This window comes from Streptococcus sp. cx1, from assembly GCF_052384325.1.
Classification (GTDB): domain Bacteria; phylum Bacillota; class Bacilli; order Lactobacillales; family Streptococcaceae; genus Streptococcus; species Streptococcus salivarius_G.
This window is the reverse complement of record NZ_JBQSUN010000006.1, coordinates 1-21490: the sequence shown is the minus strand read 5'-3', so window position 1 is coordinate 21490 and position 21490 is coordinate 1. Positions and strand designations below refer to the sequence as shown.

The 21490-nt window shown below is 40.5% G+C and carries 22 protein-coding genes and 1 tRNA gene; 16 read left to right on the top strand and 7 right to left on the bottom strand.

Annotation, left to right across the window (positions count from 1 at the left end; translation table 11 throughout):
• Positions 1–28: 28 nt before the first annotated feature.
• On the top strand, positions 29–379 hold the full coding sequence (locus tag ACT170_RS08455) for a ribonuclease (RefSeq protein WP_183139907.1): 351 nt from the start codon (positions 29–31) through the stop codon (positions 377–379).
• Between the two features lie 16 nt (positions 380–395).
• Here the strand turns inward: ACT170_RS08455 and ACT170_RS08450 are convergent, their stop codons facing one another.
• On the bottom strand, positions 396–695 hold the full coding sequence (locus ACT170_RS08450; protein WP_022496188.1) for a hypothetical protein: 300 nt from the start codon (positions 693–695) through the stop codon (positions 396–398).
• On the bottom strand, positions 692–1111 hold the full coding sequence (locus ACT170_RS08445) for an HIT family protein (RefSeq protein ID WP_002891660.1): 420 nt from the start codon (positions 1109–1111) through the stop codon (positions 692–694). The genes ACT170_RS08450 and ACT170_RS08445 overlap by 4 nt, the downstream gene beginning before the upstream one ends.
• Positions 1112–1175: 64 nt before the next feature.
• Between ACT170_RS08445 and ACT170_RS08440 the strand changes: the two genes are divergently transcribed.
• The 5 genes from ACT170_RS08440 (at position 1176) to ACT170_RS08420 (ending at position 4586) form a co-directional block, all read left to right on the top strand.
• The gene (locus ACT170_RS08440) at positions 1176–1907 is read left to right on the top strand and encodes an ABC transporter ATP-binding protein (protein WP_444818201.1); all 732 of its coding nucleotides are present in this window, start codon (positions 1176–1178) and stop codon (positions 1905–1907) included.
• Positions 1904–2941 (top strand): ABC transporter permease, encoded by a 1038-nt coding sequence (locus ACT170_RS08435; protein WP_444818200.1) that lies wholly within the window; start codon positions 1904–1906, stop codon positions 2939–2941. The genes ACT170_RS08440 and ACT170_RS08435 overlap by 4 nt, the downstream gene beginning before the upstream one ends.
• A gap of 57 nt (positions 2942–2998) precedes the next feature.
• Entirely contained in the window at positions 2999–3790 is a 792-nt protein-coding gene (gene ccrZ / locus ACT170_RS08430; RefSeq protein ID WP_002884270.1) for a cell cycle regulator CcrZ, read from the top strand.
• A 9-nt stretch (positions 3791–3799) separates the two neighbouring features.
• Positions 3800–4441 (top strand): tRNA (guanosine(46)-N7)-methyltransferase TrmB, encoded by a 642-nt coding sequence (gene trmB / locus ACT170_RS08425; RefSeq protein ID WP_414327676.1) that lies wholly within the window; start codon positions 3800–3802, stop codon positions 4439–4441.
• 58 nt (positions 4442–4499) lie between these two features.
• Positions 4500–4586 (top strand) — tRNA-Ser (locus ACT170_RS08420).
• Positions 4587–4657: 71 nt separating this feature from the next.
• Here the strand turns inward: ACT170_RS08420 and ACT170_RS08415 are convergent.
• Positions 4658–5839 (bottom strand): NAD(P)/FAD-dependent oxidoreductase, encoded by a 1182-nt coding sequence (locus tag ACT170_RS08415; RefSeq protein WP_444818199.1) that lies wholly within the window; start codon positions 5837–5839, stop codon positions 4658–4660.
• A gap of 112 nt (positions 5840–5951) precedes the next feature.
• Here ACT170_RS08415 and ilvD point away from each other — a divergent pair, with 112 nt between their 5' ends.
• Positions 5952–7670: a dihydroxy-acid dehydratase gene (ilvD, locus tag ACT170_RS08410; protein WP_014632703.1), complete on the top strand. Its 1719-nt coding sequence runs from the start codon at positions 5952–5954 to the stop codon at positions 7668–7670.
• A gap of 157 nt (positions 7671–7827) precedes the next feature.
• Here the strand turns inward: ilvD and ACT170_RS08405 are convergent, their stop codons facing one another.
• A complete protein-coding gene (locus ACT170_RS08405) occupies positions 7828–8187 on the bottom strand; it encodes a metal-sulfur cluster assembly factor (protein ID WP_022495745.1) in 360 nt (119 codons plus the stop codon).
• Positions 8188–8703: 516 nt separating this feature from the next.
• Here ACT170_RS08405 and ACT170_RS08400 point away from each other — a divergent pair.
• The 3 genes from ACT170_RS08400 to ACT170_RS08390 all read left to right on the top strand — a co-directional run bounded on the left by ACT170_RS08400 (position 8704) and on the right by ACT170_RS08390 (position 10782).
• A complete protein-coding gene (locus ACT170_RS08400; protein ID WP_002884601.1) occupies positions 8704–9240 on the top strand; it encodes a DUF536 domain-containing protein in 537 nt (178 codons plus the stop codon).
• Positions 9241–9288: 48 nt separating this feature from the next.
• Positions 9289–9879, top strand: coding sequence for a 3'-5' exonuclease (locus tag ACT170_RS08395; RefSeq protein ID WP_201036073.1), 591 nt, complete (start codon positions 9289–9291; stop codon positions 9877–9879).
• Positions 9880–10053: 174 nt separating this feature from the next.
• On the top strand, positions 10054–10782 hold the full coding sequence (locus ACT170_RS08390; RefSeq protein ID WP_048790356.1) for a MerR family transcriptional regulator: 729 nt from the start codon (positions 10054–10056) through the stop codon (positions 10780–10782).
• A gap of 51 nt (positions 10783–10833) precedes the next feature.
• On the opposite strand, the gene ACT170_RS08385 is transcribed toward ACT170_RS08390, so the two are convergent.
• Positions 10834–13476, bottom strand: coding sequence for an FtsX-like permease family protein (locus ACT170_RS08385; protein WP_048790357.1), 2643 nt, complete (start codon positions 13474–13476; stop codon positions 10834–10836).
• A gap of 14 nt (positions 13477–13490) precedes the next feature.
• On the bottom strand, positions 13491–14192 hold the full coding sequence (locus ACT170_RS08380) for an ABC transporter ATP-binding protein (protein ID WP_002884692.1): 702 nt from the start codon (positions 14190–14192) through the stop codon (positions 13491–13493).
• Between the two features lie 1102 nt (positions 14193–15294).
• Here ACT170_RS08380 and ACT170_RS08375 point away from each other — a divergent pair.
• Entirely contained in the window at positions 15295–15912 is a 618-nt protein-coding gene (locus tag ACT170_RS08375) for a signal peptide protein (protein WP_444818198.1), read from the top strand.
• A gap of 119 nt (positions 15913–16031) precedes the next feature.
• On the opposite strand, the gene ACT170_RS08370 is transcribed toward ACT170_RS08375, so the two are convergent.
• Entirely contained in the window at positions 16032–16331 is a 300-nt protein-coding gene (locus ACT170_RS08370) for a YbaB/EbfC family nucleoid-associated protein (protein WP_038676628.1), read from the bottom strand.
• A gap of 302 nt (positions 16332–16633) precedes the next feature.
• Here ACT170_RS08370 and ACT170_RS08365 point away from each other — a divergent pair, with 302 nt between their 5' ends.
• The 5 genes from ACT170_RS08365 (at position 16634) to tnpA (ending at position 21367) form a co-directional block, all read left to right on the top strand.
• Complete coding sequence (locus tag ACT170_RS08365; RefSeq protein ID WP_148512895.1) at positions 16634–17140, top strand: hypothetical protein; 507 nt, start codon at positions 16634–16636, stop codon at positions 17138–17140.
• Positions 17141–17162: 22 nt separating this feature from the next.
• Entirely contained in the window at positions 17163–17672 is a 510-nt protein-coding gene (locus tag ACT170_RS08360) for a hypothetical protein (RefSeq protein ID WP_444818197.1), read from the top strand.
• Positions 17673–17835: 163 nt separating this feature from the next.
• Positions 17836–20184 (top strand): cation-translocating P-type ATPase, encoded by a 2349-nt coding sequence (locus tag ACT170_RS08355; protein ID WP_444818196.1) that lies wholly within the window; start codon positions 17836–17838, stop codon positions 20182–20184.
• 94 nt (positions 20185–20278) lie between these two features.
• A complete protein-coding gene (locus ACT170_RS08350; RefSeq protein WP_014634923.1) occupies positions 20279–20629 on the top strand; it encodes a PBECR3 domain-containing polyvalent protein in 351 nt (116 codons plus the stop codon).
• A gap of 264 nt (positions 20630–20893) precedes the next feature.
• Complete coding sequence (tnpA, locus tag ACT170_RS08345; protein WP_002891962.1) at positions 20894–21367, top strand: IS200/IS605 family transposase; 474 nt, start codon at positions 20894–20896, stop codon at positions 21365–21367.
• Positions 21368–21490: the final 123 nt, after the last annotated feature.

Here is a 21490-nt window from a genome sequence, read left to right as displayed (position 1 = left end):
ATGAGAAAATTATTTCAAGGAGTGTAAAATGGATTTATTTTGGCCAATGTTTTTCTTTATGGCATTCGTGGTAATTATCATGATTTTTGCTACAATTTCAGAGGTAATCAATAAATTAGGTAATATAGCAAAATGGCTCGGTTTAGGAGCGATAGCAGGAAATGTAATAAATAATAAAATCAATTCAGACACTGCTATAAAACAAGGTAGAACTTGGAGGAAAAGTCGAAAAAATCGTAATAACGGATTTTTAGACGATTTTGAAGAGTTTGTCTCGCCATCTTATGAATCAGATGAAGAACATGAGTTGTCTGATGAAGAGAGCTTTAGAGAATATCAAGAATTTAAAAAGTGGAAAGCAACACAAAAAGGTAAGTAGCACAGGCTACTTACCTTTATTCTTTATCATCACCCTGATACTTTTGCAAGCGTTCCTGGATGATGTTGAGTCGGGGTTCGAGGTCTTTCTTGAAGACGCGTGTTTTATAGTTAAGGTCTTGTTTGATGTCAGCGAGAACTAGGTTTTGTTCCTTGATGATGTCAAGGTTGCGTTTGATATTGTCCAGATCGTGAGAGATATTTTCTCGTGATTGGTTGAGGTCTAGGATTTCCTCTTTGATGTCTTCACGTCGTGTGTAAGCGTAGTAGGCACCGTAGGCAAGAGTTCCAAGAGCTAGAAAGCGTCCGATTTTCATTCTGTTACCTCTTTAGCGATGCTGTCAGCAAGGTCGGCCAGGGCAGCGAAGTCTGGTTCGTGTTCGTCAAATCCCATGTGGATACCATCGTCTGCACCGTAACGAGGAACGAGATGAATATGAGCGTGGAAGACGGTTTGTCCAGCAACTTCTTCGTTGTTATTAAGGATATTCATGCCGATTGCTCCAGTTGCTTTTTGCACGGCACGGGCAATTTTAGGGACACGGCTAAAGACAGTCTCAGCGGTCTCAGCAGACATTTCTAAGATGTTACGAACGTGCTCTTTAGGAATAACCAAGGTATGTCCTTTTGTAGCTTGTGAAATATCGAGGAAGGCTAGAACCTTGTCGTCCTCGTAGACTTTTGATGAAGGGATTTCTCCAGATATAATTTTACAGAAAATACAATTATCCATAATAACGACCTTTCCATGAGTTTTTGTTATAATAGATTATATCATACCAAAGAGAGAAAAGATAATGCTTAAATTAGAAAAGGTGACGGGTGGTTACGCTAATATTCCCGTCCTAAAAGATGTGACTTTTGAGGTGGCTGATGGTGAATTGGTTGGTCTCATTGGTCTTAATGGTGCTGGGAAATCAACAACAATTAACGAGATTATTGGTCTCTTAACACCTTATGGGGGACAGATTGCCATTGATGGGTTAACTATTCAACAAGATCCAGCTAGCTATCGTCAGAAGATTGGCTATATTCCTGAAACGCCAAGTCTCTATGAAGAGTTGACGCTTCGTGAACATTTGGAAACGGTGTTGATGGCCTATGGGCTTGATGTGACTGAGGGGATGGCACGTGCGGATAAATACCTCAAGCTCTTTCGCTTAGATGAAAAATTGGACTGGTTCCCGACTCAGTTTTCAAAGGGAATGAAGCAGAAGGTTATGATTATCTGTGCCTTTATTGTGAATCCAAGTCTTTTCATTGTTGATGAACCCTTCTTGGGCTTGGACCCCTTGGCTATCTCCGACTTAATTGAGCTTTTGGCTGAGGAAAAAGATAAGGGCAAGGCAATTCTCATGTCTACACACGTTTTGGATTCGGCTGAGAAGATGTGTGACCGCTTTGTAATTTTGCACCATGGACAGGTCTTGGCCCAGGGAACTCTCGAGGAGCTCCGTCAGACTTTTGGCGATGATAGTGCTAGTCTTAACGATATCTACATGCAGTTAACTAAGGGAGAATTGTCATGATAGCTAAGCTATTTATGGAGCGTAGCAAGCGATTCAATGCCCGCTGTGCTAAGTATAGCCGCTACGTCTTTAATGATCACTTTATCTTGGTTCTACTCTTTCTGCTAGGTTTTGTCTTGGTGCAGTATAGCCAGTTGCTTCGACATTTTCCAAAGAATCCGTGGGCAATCATTCTTGGTTTGCTTGTGCTTTGTCTTCTATTACCTTTCTGGGGGAATATTGCGACCTATTTAGAGCCAGCTGATAAGCATTACCTTTTGGTGAAGGAAGAAGAAGTGCTAGACCATGTTAAGAAGGCAACGGGGCGTGCTTTTAGATTTTGGGTAATCGTACAAAGCCTGATTTTTATTTTGGTTATTCCCCTCTTTTTAGCCTTGGGGCTTCCAGTTTGGGGAGTTATCCTTGTAGCTGTGGCTATGGCTATTCTTAAGTACTTTATTTTCCAGAAAAAGGCCCAACCTTTTTATAAGCAGTCTGGCCTGAATTGGACTGAGGCTATTGCAGCGGAAAATAAGCGTCAACAATCGATTCTGAAGTTCTTTTCACTCTTTACCAATGTTAAAGGGATTACGTCGAGTGTTAAACGCCGTGCTTATTTGGATGGTATTCTCAAACGTACAAAGAAAGACAAGGAACATACTTGGTACAATCTTTACCTAAGAGCCTTCTTGCGTTCTGGGGATTACTTTGCCCTTAGTTTACGCCTGTTTGCCCTAACACTTCTAGTTATCTTTTTGGTTCCTGAAAAATGGTTGGCTATGGTGCTTGTGGTTGTTTTTGACTACCTCTTGCTCTTCCAGCTCACGGCACTTAAATCGCACTTTGCTTATCAGAGAATGGCTAATCTTATGCCAGTTGGAAAAGACATGCAGGTAAGCAATCTTAAGCGCTTGATTAGCCAGATTGTACTTGGGATGACTCTGGTACAGGCTGTTTGTCTCTTCGACCTTAAGTTTAGCCTGATTTTGGTTGGAATGATGCTAGTTCTGAGCCTTGTTTACCTACCAGCCAAGCTTAATAAGATGATTGACTAACACCTATTAAATAAGTTAAAATAGAAACGAATGACTAAAGAAAAAGGAGATGCCTAGGTGACATCAACAGATAAAGATTTGAGCCTGACTCCTCTCAAAGGAAATAGTGGTAAGGCCTATATGGGAACTTACCCAAACGGAGATCGCGTCTTTGTGAAGATGAATACAACACCAATCTTGGCAGCTCTTGCCAAGGAACAGATTGCGCCCCAGCTCTTGTGGGCTAAGCGTCTGGGAAATGGTGACATGATGAGTGCACAGGAGTGGCTTGATGGTCGTATTTTGACCAAACATGACATGAACAGTAAACAGATTATCCAAATTCTTGGTAATTTGCACCGCTCTAAACACTTGGTTAATCAACTCTTGCAGTTGGATTATCATATTGAAAATCCTTTTGATCTTCTGCACGAGTGGGAGGAAAATGCCGCTTACCAATTGCGTGAGAATGGCTTCCTTCAAGATGTTGTTAGAGATTTGAAACGCCATCTTCCTGAGTTTCGTGCGGAGATTGCAACAATTGTTCACGGAGATGCTCGTCATAGTAACTTTGTCATCACAACCTCAGGATTGATTTATTTGGTTGATTGGGATTCTGTACGTCTAACAGATCGTATGTATGATGTGGCGCAGATCCTCAGCCATTACATTCCATTGGCACATTGGCCACAGTGGTTGTCATACTATGGCTATAAGAACAACGACCTTGTGATGGACAAAATTTACTGGTATGGGCAGTTTTCATATTTGACACAGATTTCAAAATTCTTTGATAGTCGTGATATGGAACATGCCAACCGAGAAATTTATGAACTTCGTAAATTCAGAGAGACCTTGCACAGATATTAGAAAGTAGACATGCGAGTTAGAAAACGTAAAGGTGCAGAGGAACACCTAGCTAACCATCCTCAGTACGTTATCCTTGAGCCGGAGGCTGCTAAAGGTAAGTGGCATGAGCTTTTTGGTAATGACAATCCTATCCATATCGAGGTAGGATCTGGTAAGGGGGCCTTCATTACTGGTATGGCCCAACAAAACCCTGACATCAACTACATTGGTATTGATATTCAGCTGTCTGTATTGAGCTATGCCTTGGATAAGGTTTTGGCTTCGGGTGCTGAAAATGTCAAACTCTTGCGCGTGGATGGCTCAGCCTTGACCAATTATTTTGAAGATGGCGAAGTGGATATGATGTATTTGAATTTCTCAGATCCATGGCCTAAGAGTCGCCACGAGAAACGTCGTTTGACATACAAGACTTTCCTAGATACTTATAAGCAAATTTTGCCTGAAAATGGAGAGATTCACTTTAAGACAGACAATCGTGGACTTTTTGAATACAGTTTGGCGAGCTTTTCACAGTATGGAATGGTTCTCAACAAAGTTTGGTTGGACCTTCATGCCAGTGTTTATGAAGGCAACGTCATGACTGAATACGAGCGTAAGTTCTCAGAAAAAGGTCAGGTCATCTATCGAGTAGAGGCCCAGTTTAAAGATTAACTCTTGAAAACTTGATTAAAAATAATGATTAGCCATTAATAGGCTAATCGTTTGATGTGGAGAGGTCGCATAGAGGCCGAGTGCGCACGCTTGGAAAGCGTGTAGTCCTTAACGGGGCTCGGGGGTTCGAATCCCCTCCTCTCCTTTGAGAAATAGACAAAAAATCCCTTCTATGACAGAAGGGAACTTTTTGTTGTCCTTAATTGAAAAATCTTTCTAATCCCAAGGGCTTTGAATACCTGCTACCCAACCAGTACAGAGGGCGCTAGTGATATTAAAACCGCCGGTATGGGCATTGATGTCAAGGACCTCTCCTGCAAAGTGTAGGTGAGGGACTTTTTTACTTTCTAGGGTCTTGGGATTAATTTCCTTAAGGTCAACGCCACCTTTAGTCACAAAGGATTTGGCAAGTGACATTTTACCTGTGATTGGAATTTCCATGTCCTTAAGCTGACTAATAATGCTTTCCAAGTCTTTGGGGTGCAGTTGTTTAACCTTGCTGTCAGCCTTGTCTTCTGCTAGGAATTCAGCGACACGCTCAGGCACAAGCGCTTTGAGGGTGTTTTTGACAGATTTCTCACGGTTTTCCTCAAAGTAAGTCTTGAGATTTTCTTGGCTTTGGTTAGGAAGAAAGTCCAGATGAGCGATCTCACCACCCTTAACAAAGCTGGAAAGACGTAGGGCAGCTGGTCCAGATAGGCCAAAATGGGTGAAGAGAAGATCATGGGTAATTTTGTGTTTGCCATAGGACAGAGTGACATCGTCAAGAGAAATTCCCTGTAAAGCCTTGTGGGGAAAGTCCGTTAGGAGTGGACTTTCCGCAGCTTCAAGATTAGTGACATGGAGCTTAAAATGGCGGGCAATATCATGTCCAAAACCAGTTGAACCAGTCGATGGGTAAGATTTTCCTCCAGTTGTAATGATGAGTTTATCACTGGTAAAAGTCTGGTCTGAAGACTTAACTTGGAATTGCTCATCAACCTTTTTGACGGAGACAACTTCTGTATTGGTAAGGATACTAGCACCTAGTTCTTGAATTTTATTTTCCAGAGCTTGGATGATGGTCCGTGATTTATCTGTCTTAGGGAAAACACGTCCGTGATCCTCAACCTTGAGTTTGACACCATTGTCCTCGAAAAAAGCAATGATATCGTGGTTATCAAATTGTGAAAAGACGCTATAGAGGAAACGTCCATTACCAGGAATGCCTGCTAGAAGATCGTCTAAAGTCCCGTTGTTAGTAACATTACAACGTCCACCACCAGTACCAGCCAGCTTCTTTCCGAGACGTTTATTTTTTTCAATTAGGAGAGTTTGTTGGCCATAGAAGGCTGAGGCAATGGTCGCCATCATGCCAGCAGGCCCCCCACCAATAACGATAGTATCAAAATGTTTCATGCCTTTATTTTAGCATAATTTAAAAAGGGAGAATAGTTGGTAAATGGTCAGTTTTTTTAGACAATTTATGTTAGAATAGGAGTAGAAGTTTAAATTAGAATAGTTATTAACTATGGAGGAAAATATCGTGTCTGAAAATAACATGAAACACCGTTCATCTGTTTACGATAGCATGGTTAAATCACCTAACCGTGCCATGCTTCGTGCGACTGGGATGACGGATGATAGTTTTGAAAAGCCTATTGTTGGGGTTATCTCAACTTGGGCTGAGAACACACCATGTAATATCCACTTGCACGGTTTTGGTCAAATTGCCAAAGAAGGTGTTAAAGACGCGGGTGCTTGGCCAGTTCAATTTGGTACGATTACCGTTGCCGATGGTATTGCCATGGGGACACCAGGGATGCGTTTCTCATTGACATCTCGTGATATCATTGCCGACTCAATCGAAGCAGCTATGGGTGGTCACAATGTCGATGCCTTTGTTGCTATTGGTGGTTGTGATAAGAATATGCCTGGTTCTATGATTGCCATTGCTAACATGGATATCCCAGCGATTTTTGCCTATGGTGGTACCATTGCGCCAGGTAATCTTAACGGTAAGGATATCGACTTGGTTTCTGTTTTCGAAGGTATCGGTAAATGGAACCACGGTGATATGACTGCCGAAGAGGTTAAAGAACTTGAATGTAATGCCTGCCCTGGCCCTGGTGGTTGTGGTGGTATGTATACTGCCAACACAATGGCGACAGCAATCGAAGTAATGGGTATGAGTCTTCCAGGATCATCATCTCACCCTGCAGAATCGGCTGAGAAAAAAGCAGATATCGAAGAAGCAGGTCGTGCGGTTGTTAAGATGCTTGAACTAGGTCTTAAACCATCAGATATCTTGACACGTGAAGCCTTTGAAGATGCCATCACCGTCACAATGGCACTTGGTGGTTCAACAAATGCGACACTTCACTTGCTTGCTATTGCTCACGCAGCTAATGTTGATTTGACACTTGAAGATTTCAACGATTTCCAAGAGCGTGTGCCTCACTTGGCTGACTTGAAACCATCAGGTCAATATGTCTTCCAAGACCTTTACAACGTCGGTGGTGTGCCAGCCGTTATGAAATACCTTCTTAAGAATGGTTTCCTTCACGGTGATCGTATCACATGTACTGGTAAGACTGTTGCAGAAAACTTGGAGGCCTTCGATGATTTGACACCAGGTCAAAAAGTCATTATGCCGCTTGAAAATCCTAAACGTGCTGATGGTCCATTGATTATCTTGAAAGGTAACTTGGCTCCAGAAGGTGCGGTTGCTAAAGTATCAGGGGTTAAAGTTCGTAACATTACTGGTCCTGCTAAAGTATTTGACTCAGAAGAAGATGCCATCGAAGCCGTTCTTTCTGATGAAATCGTTGATGGCGACGTAGTTGTTGTACGTTTTGTAGGTCCTAAGGGTGGTCCTGGTATGCCAGAAATGTTGTCATTGTCATCAATGATCGTTGGTAAGGGGCAAGGGGACAAGGTTGCCCTCTTGACAGACGGACGTTTCTCAGGTGGTACTTACGGACTCGTTGTTGGTCACATTGCTCCTGAAGCTCAGGTTGGTGGACCTATTGCTTACCTCCGTACAGGTGATATGGTTACAGTTGACCAAGATACTAAAGAAATTACTATGCACGTTTCAGACGAAGAGTTGGCGAAACGTAAAGCTGAGACTGAGTTGCCACCACTTTATAGCCGTGGTGTCCTCGGTAAGTATGCTCACATCGTTTCTTCAGCATCTCGTGGTGCCGTTACCGACTTCTGGAACATGGATAAATCAGGTAAAGCCTAATTACATGATATAAAATAAAATCACACCGGCCATTTGTTCGATGTGATTTTTTGGTGTTAAATCCTAAGACAGTTGATTATAGTATCATGACAAGTGATCGTCTATCTGCTGTTAGCCTGATAAAAAACCGGTTGGAGATGTCCAATCGGTTTTCCTTTTATTTTCCGCCTCGAGGTGAGATACCAAGAGCAATGCGTCCATAACGACTGATACGTGTCATCTTCCAGACTGGTGAATAAGTGGTCTCCACCTTGACAGAGTTAATGCCGTCGATGGCTTTTAGCTTTTCAGCGATTTCATAAGGCATTGTCTCTTCACAGCCACAACCAGTATCAGTAAAGGTCATAAGGAAGTAGCAGTGGCCATTTTCATCGACAGTGATTTCATAAATCAAACCAAGGTTGTAAATATCTAGCTCAATCTCAGGGTCGAATACAGTGGTCATTTGTTCAACGATTGCCTCTAAGAAGGGCTGGGCCAAATCATTGACCTTAATATCATCACGGAAGTTTTTCATAGGACTCATTCTTTCTATTTTGCTTTTGTTTATTATGGCATAATTTAGGGCTTTTTTCAATCTCAGATGGCAATATGAGGCTTTAGTGAGCGAGTGGATTGACAATAAAAAAACTCCAACAGTTAAACCGTTGAAGATAATGTGATTTATGCTTCAATATCAAGCAGTTTTGCAACCAAAGTTGCTCGAATGCCACCCATAATTGGAGCAAGAATGAAAATCCCAAACCTTGTGGAATTGTTCCCACCATTCCTAGATACAACAGATCTGATACCGACCAAAGCCAATTTGGAAGTACCGATTGTTTAAGTCAAAGACTTTCCTTCTATATACATTTATACCCACACCTAGTTTACCAAAAGCTTAGCTTCCTATCAAGTAAATTGTTTGAAGAGTGAAAGGAAAAAATGACTTTAAAAGAGTCCTTCAGATATCCAGAATAACTAGTCAAATTGACAGAAAGGTGTGATTGTGATATTCTCATAGTAAGACATTTCAAGAGAAAATGAGGCTATTATGAGTATTGAAAAGACAGTCAGCGAGATTGCTGAAATCCTTGGCGTTAGTCGTCAAGCAGTCAATAATCGTGTCAAACAACTTCCAGAAGAAGATCTAGAAAAAAATGCTAAAGGGGTTACTGTCGTTAAACGCAGTGGCTTGATTAAGTTGGAGGAAATCTACAAGAAAACCATCTTTGACGATGAGCCAATCGATGAAGAAACAAAGCAACGTGAGTTGTTAGAGATTCTTGTAGACGAGAAAAACTCTGAGATTGCCCGTCTTTATGCTCAGTTGAAGGCTAAGGATGAGCAGTTGTCTAACATGGATGATCAATTGCGTGTCAAAGACGTTCAAATCGCTGAAAAGGACAAGCAAATCGATCAACAGCAACAATTGACCTTGACTGCTATGAAGGACAAGGAAGAGCTTAAACTGGAACTCGATGAAGCTAAGGTTGAGGTTGACGAAGCTAAGGCCCAAGTGGAAGAAATCCAGACCAAACAAGAAGAAGCTTCTAAAAAAGGTTTCTTTGGACGTCTATTTGGAAAATAAAAAAGAAGCTGGGACTCAGTCTCAGCTTTAACTATTATAGGAGAGAAAATGGAAAATTTAGAAACTTATATTGCCTTTGATTTGGAGTTCAACACAGTGGACGGGGTTAGACATATTATCCAAGTATCGGCCGTTAAGATGGACCAGCATGAGGAAGTGGATCAGTTTGATTCTTTTGTCCATTCGGATGTTCCTTTGCAGTCCTTTATCAATGGTTTGACGGGGATTACAGCGGATAAGATTGCCAAGGCACCAAAGCTGGAGTCCGTTCTGGCGGATTTTAAATCATTTGTTGGCGACAGTCCACTTATCGGCTACAATGCCCTTAAGTCAGACTTGCCTATTTTGTCGGAAAATGGTTTGGACTTGGAAGAGCAATATGCTTTAGATGTTTTTGATGAGTCTTTTGACCGTCGTGCTTCGGATTTGAATGGTATTGTCAATCTCAAGCTAACCAGCGTAGCAGATTTCTTCGGAATCAAGGGACACGGGCATAACAGCTTGGAGGATGCTCGGATGACCGCTCAGATTTACGAGAAGTTTCTCGAATTAGATGAAAATGCCAAACTTTTGGAACAACAGGAAGAAGTCAGTAACAATCCTTTTGCTGCTTTAGGTTTGGGTGGCCTTTTCGACTAAAGCTTTACAAGAGCTGTAAAGTCTGTAAAGAGTGATAGCTAACTTTTTCTGTAAGAAAAGAAAATCCTCTAGGGTTATAGCTTGCATATTACCTTGCGTTATAAGGTAGAATCTAGGTATCAAAGGTGGTGAAAGACCTCCCTTGATAGAAAATCTTAAAAGGAGGTGACTGAGATGTCGCAGTTTTCAACAGGAGAGTTGGCTAAAGCAGCAGAAGTGTCTGTTAGGACCGTCCAGTACTATGATCAACGAGGGATCTTGACGCCATCTGAAGTCACAGAGGGTGGTCGGAGAATCTATCACGACTCAGATTTGGAACGACTACAAGTCATTTGTTTCTTAAGAGATTTGGATTTCTCAATCAAACAAATCCAAAAACTCTTGCAAGAGGAGAATAGGGAACAGGTTTTAGAGCTTTTATTGACAGACCAAATTGAAAGCTTGGAAAAGTCTTCAGAGGAAATAGAGGTCAAACTAAAACGTGCCCGTCACTTGCAAAAAGCAACTGCTAAACGACATCAACTTTCGTTGGAAGATTTGTCAGACATTTCACGTCTTATGGAAAATCAAAAATCATGGCGTCATTTGCAGTTGAGAATGTATGGGAGTGTCATTCTAACCTCCCTTCTTTATCTGATGGGTCTACTGGTTGTCATTTATTATTTTAAGGATCCCAGAGGTTTGTTTGTTGTCTGTCCTGCTTTTATTATAGTAATGAATTTAGTGATGTTTCACTATAGAAAGCAGTTTGAATACCTCTGTCCTAATTGTCATAGGACCTTTGATCCAAGTTTTAAAGAATTTGCTCTTGCAGGTCATACACCTAGGACTCGTAAGCTGACTTGTCCTCATTGTCATGTGAAGTCCTACTGTCTAGAGTTGGCTAAGACTAAAACAAAATAAGTTATCGAACACAAAAAAACGCTTGAGAATTACTTCTCAGGCGTTTTTAGCTTATTCAACTGAGCTTAGGGCTTCAAGCATATTAAGTTTGGCAAGACGTTTGTTGACGACGAAGCCAAGGATAATAAGGATTATGCCGATAAGAACAGCTGGTAAAAGGTAGGTAGCCAGTCCGATAGATGGATCAAACATGATACGATCTGGCGGAATGATGCTTACCATATATTGGTGGAGTGCCTGTCCAAGACCGAACCCAACGAAGATACCGATGATTGAAAGGTAAATGGTTTCACGATAGATGTAGAGGGATACTTCGTTATTGTAGAAACCAAGAACCTTAACGGTTGAAAGTTCGTGGATACGTTCTGAAACGTTGATGTTAGTGAGGTTATGGAGAACAACCACAGCAAGGAGAATGGAAACCGTAATCAAGATACCAATAACCTGTGTCAATGAATTGACCATAGTGCTAATCTGCAGTTTAAGGTTGTTGTTTTGAACAACACCGTAAACATTAGGTAAGTTGATGAATTTGGCTGCCATATTTTCAACATTTTGCTTAGTTGGTTCAGCGAGAGTAACAAGGTTGGCATTATTCACTGAAGGTGTCCCAAAAGCTTTTTGGTAGTAGCTAGCATTCATAAAGAGGAAATGCCCCATGTACATTTCAGTGATACCAGCTATCTTAATCTTGACAGATTCATCCTGACTGTTTTGCACAGTAATGGTATCTCCAACCTTGAGGTTTAGGAGTTTTGCCATTTTTTCAGAGATAATAGCTCCGTCATTAGATAGCTTGAGAGTCTTATTACGCTCTCGGTCATGCAAGCTAACGTAACTATCAACGAGTTTATCGTCACGGTCGTTAAAGACAAGGGTTGAGATTTCTTGGGTGTCCTTGTTGCTACCGGCAATTTTTTGCAAGGTTTCAAAATGGACATTCAAGTATTCTTTAACGTCTTTGCTATCGAGGAGTTTAGTGAGTTCCTCATCCAAAGCACTTGACGTATTTGGTTGCTTGGCAACAATCATATCATAGTGAATGATATCTTCAAACTGTTGCTGGTTAAGGTTAGATACAGAAGATCGAATGCCTAAACCTGCGAAGAGCAGTGCGATAGAACCTGCGACACCAAAGAGGGTCATAAACATCCGTTGCTTATAGCGGAAAATATTACGCATGGTAACCTTTTCCGTAAAGCTGAGACGTTTCCAAAGAGGTGTGATGCGCTCTAGGACAATCTTAGCTCCTGCACGAGGTGGTTTTGGAAGGAGGAGTTGGGAAGGTTTTTCCCAGAGCTCTTTCTTGGCAACCGCAAAGGCAGGTAGCACAGCAGATAAGAGACCTAAAAGGAAGGCCACAAGGGTAAGTCCTAGGTAGAAGTGCAATTCGAAAGCAGGAAGCTGCAAATCGCTCTTATAAGTATTGTGGATTAGAATCGGAAGTAGTGTATGACCGGTAATAACACCTGCAGTTGTACCAGTAATACTCGTTATCAAACCATAAATGACGAATTTATGGATAATTCGCGAATTACTGTAGCCTAGGGCGTTGAAGATACCAGCCTTACCACGTTCCTCTTCAACAAAGCGTCCCATAGTTACAAAGGTAACCAAAGCTGCCATAAAGTAGAGAGCGACAGGGAAGATGTTACTCACATCGTGAATGATGTTAATATTACTTTCATATGCAACATATCCCTCAGAACCCGGAATCTCTCGACGAGAGTAGAATTGATAGCTAGGCGCTGGTAAATTATCAACCATTGCTTGACTTTCTTCGAGTTCTTTTTGCTTGGCTTCAATCTTGGTAGTAGCTTCTTTGACGCTAGCGGCTTCGGCAGGGTTGCTTGTAGCCATTTGCTGGGTCTGTGCGAGTGCTGTTTCAAGTTCTTGTTTAGCTTGAGTAATTTGAGCTTTAGACTGTGACTTGATTTCAGCGAGGCGTTTCTCAGGTTCGTCTTTAAAGAGTTCCTTGAGTTCAGCCTTTCGTTCAGAAATCTTATTTGCGTATTCCTCACTAAAAGGACTAACGTTTTCTAAATCCTTGTAGCGGATGCGGGCAATCATGTAATCATTAGAGGTGAAGTCCGTCTCTGGAACAATGGCATAGCCATCCAGTTTCCCCGTACCAGCACTGGCATTACCAAGACGGTTCCTAGAGAGAAGTTCAGAGGAATTAACAAAACCAGTAATGGTATATGTTTGTTCCTTTAACTGTTTTTGCCCTGAGCTATCTACTGGCTCAGAAAAGTTAATCTTATCTCCGACGCTATATTCTTCTTTATAAGTTGAGGAAAGAGCGATTTCCCCGTCCTTAGTAGGAAGTTTCCCCTCAATAAGGTCGTAAGTAGAGATTTTCTTAGGTTTAGAGAAAATACGAAATGCCGTATTCGTCCCCTTGATAACAGCATCTTTGAAATAACCATATTCGATGTCTACATTCTTTTTCTTAATCGAATTGAGAAGGTCCTGATCGGTTTGGTTGATACTGTAAGTGCTGATTAAGCTCAAGTCAGCTGTTTGATGCGTCTTGAAGAAGTGTTCCCCAGTTTTTTTCATATTAGGAGAAGTTACTTTAAGACCAATCAAGGCAAAGGATCCCAGTGCCATAAGTAAGGCAATAGAGAGCATACGCCCTTTAGAAGCTACAAAGGTTCGCCAAACATCTTTCCAATAAGTTGTTTTTTTCATGACGGTGCTCCTTTCTAGTATTCCAAGTCCTCGATTTTTTGTGGATTAGGATTAAGTTCCACACTCTTAATCTTGGCATCGTGCATTCGAATGACACGATCGGCAATTGGAGCTAGAGAAGCATTATGGGTCACGATAATAACAGTTGTTCCCTGTTTGCGAGCCATTTCTTGAAGGAGGGTCAGGATTTGTTTCCCTGTTTGATAATCCAGAGCCCCTGTTGGTTCATCACAAAGAAGAATCTTTGGATTTTTGGCAACGGCGCGTGCAATGGCAACACGCTGTTGCTCCCCACCAGATAGTTGTGATGGGAAGTTGTCTAAGCGGTCTCCCAAACCGACTTCGACGAGTGTTTGAGTAGCATCTTTAGCGTTTGGAACGATTTCAGATGCTAGTTCGACGTTTTCCCTGGCTGTAAGGTTTGAAACTAAGTTGTAAAATTGGAACACAAAGCCAACGTCCTCACGACGATATGTTGTCAGTTCTTTGGCTGTGTATTCAGAGATATCCTTACCATCAATAATGACGCGACCTTCGTCATTGGTGTCCATACCACCCAAGATGTTAAGAACGGTTGATTTCCCTGCACCAGAGGCACCGAGAATGACGACAAGCTCCCCTTTTTCAATATCAAAGCTTACGTCGTTGTTTGCGATAATTTCCAGATCACCGGTTTTATAGCGTTTATAGCTATGCTTCATTTGAATATAAGCCATGAATTTCCCTTTCATACGAAAATAATGATGCTGATAATTACCTATCTTTCCGTACTCTATTGTAACGGATTTTCCTTGGAATATCTAGGTTTTGAAGCAAAAAAAGGTTTAAAAGACGATAAGATTTTCTTACATGTGACAGAAATTTGAGCGAAGCGTTTACACATGAGAAAAAACTATTCTAGATGAGCTTTGAGTGAGGTGAAAATTTGGTGAAATAGTTATAAAGTTAGGTTATTTTTAGTCTTTTACTGAGTAGATTTACTGTTTTTCCAAATTTACATCATTGTCGGAGAGTTTAGGTCGGTAAATGTTTCATAATAGGGTTGTCATAGGGAATCTGCTTTTGCGTCAGAGTCGATGATGAATAAAGAGTTTTTCATAGTTTCGAGCACGGATCTATCCAGAATACCGCCATTTTTTTGAATTTGGAGGATACATTTTCTATAAGGGTTAATTTATTCATTGGGAAATAGGGGCCTTTTGGTAATCGTTTTTTTGTGTTAGTTATTTTTAAAGAAGTTGTGATTACCTTAAAATGTGATATCTAAATGAGGGATGTACATTTTTAGAATGAGTTGTTTATTGGGAGGTGGTTTATAAAGTTGTTTATAAATCCTTTTGTTGTAACTTTCTTTGAACTAATTGAGGGACTTTAGTTTCTAATCTTATTTTAGGGTATTGAGAGTTCGACATTCTTACTCAAGAATTCTATTTTATAGTTACATTTAAAGTGTTTGGACAGAATTTTGCTATCCGATAAAATTTTGGGGGAGATGAGTCAGCAAAAGTGGTTTTTGAAGAATCTGTCTAAAAAACAAGTATTGTTTCCCTAAGTACTACTTAAAGAAATTACCATTTGCATAGCTTAAAAAAGCTAATCTGATAATAGATTGTCATCAATTTTAAGACATGAAGTTGTCATTTATTTAAAATGCTTAAAAATTAAAGAAATACTTGAAATCAAGGATTTTGCATGCTAAGATTGTTATCTGGGTGAAGGGTTGGTCAAACAGCTCAATCAACCTTTTACCTTCTACAGCAGCAAATTGGACTCGGTTGTTAGCCAGTTAGAGCTAACCAAACAAATAGTGAGGGATTTATGAATAAGAAAAAAAATAATGGTTTTATCGGCAAAGCAATAATCAGCTTGATTACTACTTTGGGGACTCTAGCTCTATTCATGGGTACCAGTGGAGCTTCAGCTGACGTTAAAGAAGCGCCAAAACTTGATTTAGATGCCAATCAAACTAAGGTTCAAACCGTTAGTGATGAGGAATTGAAGACTCATGATGGGCAAGCTCAAGATACGAAGAAACAAGATACATCTGGACAAAAACAGCCAGAAACTGAAGGATCTAAGACTTCAGATGAGGAAACTCCTGATTACATCGTTATCACTGAAGTAGTGGATTCGTCGGAGCATAAGCAGGACTCCAATCAAGTGGTTGATGGCGTCGCTCAAACGCTCGACCCAGACTTGTTGAATGAGATTTTAGCTCAAACTAGCGAAGTTGGAGAATACCAGATTTATGTCAAGAATGATGATGAGCTATTAATTTCAGGACCTGTACCTACCCAAACAGCGAACGAAGATGTGAATTACCCTACTTTAGAAAGTTCATTAAATTCAGCGAGCATCTACTTAGGTCAAAAGAATCGCTATAAATTGGCCAATGAAGAAGACGCACAGTCAGGTCTTGCTTTGGTTGAAGAATAAAATTTTTATATGACTATCACAAAAAGACTTGGATTTCTTGTCCAAGTCTTTTGTATGTTATGACTGAATTGCTTAATGAGTGTATAGAAAAAAGGAACCGCGAGATTCCTTTTTATTTTTTAGAATGGCAATTTACCTGCAAAGGCACCCATTGATTTTTTAGTCGCTTCATCAATTTGTCCAAGAGCATTGTTAAGTGCTTGAACAGTCATATCTTGAAGTGTTTCCACATCATCAGGATCCACGACAGCATCAGAGAAAGTGATGTTAACCACTTTTTTGTCACCAGTTAATTCAGCAACAACTAAGTCTTGTGCTGATTTTCCAGTGAAGGTTGTAGCAGCCAATTCAGCTTGGCTTTTTTCCATTTGTTTCTGAAGCTTTTGAGCTTGCTTCATCATGTTCTGCATGTTCATCATAATAGATTCTAGATTCCTTTCATATCAAGGGATTAGCCCCTGTTTCTTAAATTTTACTGCCCACTTCTGACCAGAAATAAGTAGTATAAAAATCTTAACTATTATACCATGTTTAGCTTGATTGACAAAGTGGGGAGAGGCATTGGAGAAATTTATAAAGACTTGATTTTTTCATATTCATAACAAATGTTTGAGCAAGTACAAATCATTAAATTGTAAGACTTGTGATAAATACTGTACAATGGTTTATTGTTAATCCAGTCAAAATTCGATTGGAGATAAAAAAGAAAGAGAAGATAAGGATGCAAAAAAGAAATATTTTAGCGATTTTTGTAGGACTAATTATAGGGCTGTATACAGTCTTAGGAATGAGCCTATTTACTTTTTTAAATTTAAAATACCACTCTGTTTATTATGCTCAGCACATCCCTCATAAGGTGGGGACAGAGCCAGATCTCGTTATGTTGGTAGAGAATATGGGATGGATTTATACGCCGGAGATTGATGGTATTCGATACGACGATGATGGAACAAATGCTATTATAAATACTAAAAGCAAAACTTTTTTAACAAAAAGCTTAGGAAGCTTTTTATATGATAAGGATAATATGACTATCGGTTTTGACAGTACGTTTAGATTTGACCACGTCAGTTATTTTTCAGAAGAAGCAAAAAGAACTAAAGTTAATGAATCACAAATTAAACGAGAGATTAGGGAAGATTTTTCCCCAATTATGAAGGTTCAAACAAAACCCTTGATCAATCTTCAGTGGTTGTTTAATTTACTTTATCAAAGTAGTTTCAACTAGAGAAAAAGAAAGAGAAGTGACAATGCAAAAAAGAAACATTTTAGTGCTCTTTGTAGGACTAATTATAGGGCTGTATACAGTCTTGGGAATGAGCCTATTTACTTTTATTAATATAAAATTTAACTCTGTTTATTATGCTCAGCATATTCCTCATAAGGAGGGAACAGAGCCCGACATCATTATGCTGATGGAGAATATGGGTTGGGCTTATACACCGGAAATAGATGGTATTAGCTATGATAATGATGGAATGTACGCTATAACTAGAAATAAAGGAACGAAAACGTCTATATTAGGTCTTTCAGGTGATACTCTATATTTTAGTTCGGCATCTGGTGATGGCTATCTTTTAAATCGTAATTTTTCTCTCCAAGATGCTTTTGATGAACATTATCACAAGATTAAGTATAATCAACGAAAAGTCCAAAAAGAAATTAGAGAAACTGTTCAACCTGTGATTGATGCTCAAGCAAAACCATTAATCAATCTTCAATGGTTGTTTAATTTACTTTATCAAAGTAGGTTTAATTAGGAAATAAGATAGCATAGAAGTGTTTTGTAGGAACTCTTGCCTTTGCTATTTGAAAGTAGTTTAGGTTGAGTGAAATAGTTGGGAGAGTGGTTCGATATAATAGGTCTATTTCCTGGCTATCTATGACGGCTAACCTTTGAAAACACCTCATTTTTATGCTACTATGAAAGTTATGAAAAAACAGTTACAAGGCTTGACGCAGGTGGAGGTCAAGCGGCGGATAGATGCCGGTAAAACAAATCATTTTAAAGCAAAAACTGGCTCCAGCAACTGGGAGATTTTTAGGCGTAATGTCTTTAACTCCTTTAATATGCTCAATTTTGCTATTTTTGTGGCCTTGATTGCTGTTCAGGCTTGGTCGAATCTCTTTTTCTTCGGAATCATTGTGCTTAATGCCTTTACGGGTATGATGACAGAGTTGCGTGCCCGTCGCATGATTGATAAGCTCAATCTCATGAATAAGGATCAGATCCGTGTGGTGCGTGATGGCGAGGTGACTTCTATTAATCCTCAGGATATTGTCTTGGATGATATCATGCTCTTGTCTGCGGGTGAGCAGGTGCCTAGTGATGCCGTGGTTGTTGATGGGATGGCTGAGCTCAATGAGGCTATGCTGACGGGTGAGAGTGACCTTATTCTCAAGAAGGATGGGAAGGAGTTGCTCTCGGGTTCTTACCTTGTGAGTGGTCAAGTTTATGCTAAGGTTATTAACGTAGCCGAGGACAATTACGCCAATAAGCTCATGCTAGAGGCCAAGACGCATAAGCCAATCGTGTCACGTATCCTCTATAATATGGATAAGATTGCTAAGTTTACGGGCAAGATTGTGATACCGTTTGGGCTTGCGCTCTTTTTTGAGGCTTACTTGATTAAACAGCTCTCTCTTCAAGAGTCGGTAGTTACTAGTTCGACAGCTCTTTTGGGAATGTTGCCTAAAGGGATTGCCCTTCTGACAATTACCTCTCTTTTAACGGCTGTTATTAAGCTTGGAATGAAGCATATCCTGGTGCAAGAGATGTACTCTGTTGAAACCTTGGCGCGTGTCGATGTGCTTTGTTTAGATAAGACAGGGACGATTACACAAGGAAAGATGACCGTTAAGGGTCTGGAACTACTATCAGAGCGTTTTACGAAAGAGGAGTTGGAGCGCTTGCTTGCGGCTTATATGCAGCATAGCAAGGATAAAAACGCAACAGCCCAGGCGATTCGAAATGCCTATGAAGGTCTGGAACATCATTATCAGGTGGGCGACGTTATTCCATTTTCAAGTGATCGTAAATGGGGTGCTGTGAGCGTTGATGGGCTTGGAACTCTCTTTTTGGGAGCACCTGAGATGCTTCTTAAGGAAAATCCAAAAGCAGTCGATCAGGCTCAGGCTCGTGGTTCTCGTGTTTTGATTTTGGCATGGAGTCAGTCAGCGGTTGATACAGAGACTATGAGTTTGCCGAATGACGTTGAAGGCTTGACCTTGCTTGAAATTGCCGATCCGATTCGTGAGGATGCTGCAGAAACTTTGGAATACCTACGTTCAGAAGATGTGACGCTTAAGATTATTTCTGGTGACAATCCTGTGACGGTTTCTCATATTGCCCACCAGGCTGGTTTTGCGGATTATCAAAGCTATATTGACTGTTCTAAGGTCAGTGATGAGGAGTTAGAGGCTTTGGCTGAAGATACGGCAATCTTTGGTCGCGTATCTCCGCATCAGAAGAAGTTGTTAATCCAAACGCTTAATGCCAATGGGCATACCACAGCTATGACTGGTGATGGTGTCAACGATATCTTGGCACTACGTGAGGCGGACTGTTCGATTGTTATGGCTGAAGGGGATCCCGCTACACGTCAGATTGCCAACTTGGTGCTAATGGATTCCGAGTTTAAGGATATTCCTGAAATCCTATTTGAGGGACGTCGTGTGGTTAATAATATTGCCCACATTGCACCTATTTTCCTCATCAAAACGGTCTATTCCTTCCTTTTGGGACTTATCTGTATTGCCAGTATTGTTTTTGGAAAGGCAGAGTATCTCTTGGTCTTCCCATTCATTCAGGTTCAGATGACTTTGGCGGGGCAATTTATCGAGGGTCTTCCACCATTTATTTTGACCTTCGAACGTAATATTCGACCTGTTGAGAAACATTTCCTCAGACGTTCGCTTCAGTTGTCTATTCCTAATGCCTTGATGCTGGTTATCAGTGTTCTTATTTTCCATCTATCTCAGGTCTATCTTGGCATGAGCAATACGGACATGCTGACGCTGTCTTACTATATGATGGGATCAACGGGTGTTCTTGCCGTTATTCGTGCTTGTATCCCGTTGAATAAGGGGCGTGTGGCCTTGATTATTTACTCAGTCTTTGGTTTCTTAATCAGTTCTTACTATCTTCGAGATGTGATTGAAATTTCGACACTTAATAGCTACACCTTGCCAATCTATCTGGTAGCAATGGCTATCTGTACACCGCTTTTCTTTTGGATTAGCTACAAACAAGGTGCTTTCCAAAAAACATAAGTCAAAACTCGAGCTTGGTAACAGGCTTGAGTTTTTTTGATACCTCAACAGTAGGAAAGGCCTTGATGTGTATGAGGTATGGTACAATAGAGGCATGAAAACAGTAGGGCACTTGACGCCAAAAGTCATTAAAGCTTTTGATTTGGACTACAAGCCTGGTGAAGAAATCACGCTGTCTGCACAACGTAAGAAGCATATGGAAAAACATCGCCAGGAATTCAGTGATTTTGATGCCACCTATGAACGTATTCCGGAGATTATTGCTCATCCGGACTATATCGGTCGCCATCCTAATGGCCAGTCCTTGGAATACATCAAACGTATTGATGGTAATGTTCTGGTGGCGGTCAGATTATGTGATAAACTTAATGTCCGTACCATGTTTGTGATTAAAGATTCTAAGCTGAAAAATTATCTAAATGCTGGTAGAGCTAAGAAAATGTGATATAATATAGATAAGAAATAACAACGAGGGCGGAAGAGGCAGCCGCCGCACCTTCGGGTCTGAAAGAGATGCAGGACTGTCACCCTGCCGTTGTTTATCATACCGAGAAGTCCCTTTTGGGACTTTTTTATTGTCTCTCGAAAACCACTAGCTGTGCTAGTGGTTCCGAAAAGCTTTTAGCGATGTATCAAAAAAGTCCCCCTAAAGTGTTATATTAGATAAGGTTTCCCGACCACTAACTAATATACAAAAGGAGGACCCCTGATGAGACAGGATAATAATAGTTTAGCACATACTACATGGAATTGTAAGTATCATATTGTTTTCGCCCCAAAATATAGACGTCAGATAATTTATGGGAAATACAAAGCAAGTATTGGTCAAATCTTACGGTTATTATGTGAAAGAAAAGGTGTTGAAATTCATGAAGCAGAAGCTTGCCCAGATCATATTCACATGTTAGTGAGTATACCACCGAAACTAAGTATTTCTTCATTTATGGGATATTTAAAGGGTAAAAGTAGCTTAATGATATTCGACCGACATGCTAATTTAAAGTATAAATATGGGAATCGCAAATTTTGGTGTCGAGGCTTTTATGTTGATACGGTTGGGCGAAATCAGAAGCGAATTGAAGAATATATTCGTAATCAATTACAAGAAGACGTGATAGCAGATCAGCTCAGTCTTTTTGAGGAATATGATCCGTTTACAGGTGAGAAGAATAAAAGAAAGTAATCTTAAAGAGACCCGCTAGACGGGTCAGCTAGCAAAGGTGGTGCTGAAGGGAAACCATTCGGTAGGCCTTTAGGCCTCGGCCGGTAGCAGAGGCTTTCAGCCGAAGAGCAAGCCACCCGTTCT

Coding starts and splice junctions, on each gene's coding strand:
- ACT170_RS08390 (WP_048790356.1), top strand. CDS start 10,054: ATGTCGCAGTTTTCAACAGGAGAGTTGGCTAAAGCAGCAGAAGTGTCT.
- ACT170_RS08375 (WP_444818198.1), top strand. CDS start 15,295: ATGAATAAGAAAAAAAATAATGGTTTTATCGGCAAAGCAATAATCAGC.
- trmB (WP_414327676.1), top strand. CDS start 3,800: ATGCGAGTTAGAAAACGTAAAGGTGCAGAGGAACACCTAGCTAACCAT.
- ACT170_RS08370 (WP_038676628.1), bottom strand. CDS start 16,331: ATGATGAACATGCAGAACATGATGAAGCAAGCTCAAAAGCTTCAGAAA.
- ACT170_RS08350 (WP_014634923.1), top strand. CDS start 20,279: ATGAAAACAGTAGGGCACTTGACGCCAAAAGTCATTAAAGCTTTTGAT.
- ACT170_RS08445 (WP_002891660.1), bottom strand. CDS start 1,111: ATGGATAATTGTATTTTCTGTAAAATTATATCTGGAGAAATCCCTTCA.
- ACT170_RS08435 (WP_444818200.1), top strand. CDS start 1,904: ATGATAGCTAAGCTATTTATGGAGCGTAGCAAGCGATTCAATGCCCGC.
- ilvD (WP_014632703.1), top strand. CDS start 5,952: ATGGAGGAAAATATCGTGTCTGAAAATAACATGAAACACCGTTCATCT.
- ACT170_RS08380 (WP_002884692.1), bottom strand. CDS start 14,192: ATGGCTTATATTCAAATGAAGCATAGCTATAAACGCTATAAAACCGGT.
- ACT170_RS08395 (WP_201036073.1), top strand. CDS start 9,289: ATGGAAAATTTAGAAACTTATATTGCCTTTGATTTGGAGTTCAACACA.
- ACT170_RS08360 (WP_444818197.1), top strand. CDS start 17,163: ATGCAAAAAAGAAACATTTTAGTGCTCTTTGTAGGACTAATTATAGGG.
- ACT170_RS08405 (WP_022495745.1), bottom strand. CDS start 8,187: ATGAAAAACTTCCGTGATGATATTAAGGTCAATGATTTGGCCCAGCCC.
- tnpA (WP_002891962.1), top strand. CDS start 20,894: ATGAGACAGGATAATAATAGTTTAGCACATACTACATGGAATTGTAAG.
- ACT170_RS08450 (WP_022496188.1), bottom strand. CDS start 695: ATGAAAATCGGACGCTTTCTAGCTCTTGGAACTCTTGCCTACGGTGCC.
- ACT170_RS08455 (WP_183139907.1), top strand. CDS start 29: ATGGATTTATTTTGGCCAATGTTTTTCTTTATGGCATTCGTGGTAATT.
- ACT170_RS08385 (WP_048790357.1), bottom strand. CDS start 13,476: ATGAAAAAAACAACTTATTGGAAAGATGTTTGGCGAACCTTTGTAGCT.
- ACT170_RS08355 (WP_444818196.1), top strand. CDS start 17,836: ATGAAAGTTATGAAAAAACAGTTACAAGGCTTGACGCAGGTGGAGGTC.
- ACT170_RS08440 (WP_444818201.1), top strand. CDS start 1,176: ATGCTTAAATTAGAAAAGGTGACGGGTGGTTACGCTAATATTCCCGTC.
- ACT170_RS08400 (WP_002884601.1), top strand. CDS start 8,704: ATGAGTATTGAAAAGACAGTCAGCGAGATTGCTGAAATCCTTGGCGTT.
- ACT170_RS08365 (WP_148512895.1), top strand. CDS start 16,634: ATGCAAAAAAGAAATATTTTAGCGATTTTTGTAGGACTAATTATAGGG.
- ACT170_RS08415 (WP_444818199.1), bottom strand. CDS start 5,839: ATGAAACATTTTGATACTATCGTTATTGGTGGGGGGCCTGCTGGCATG.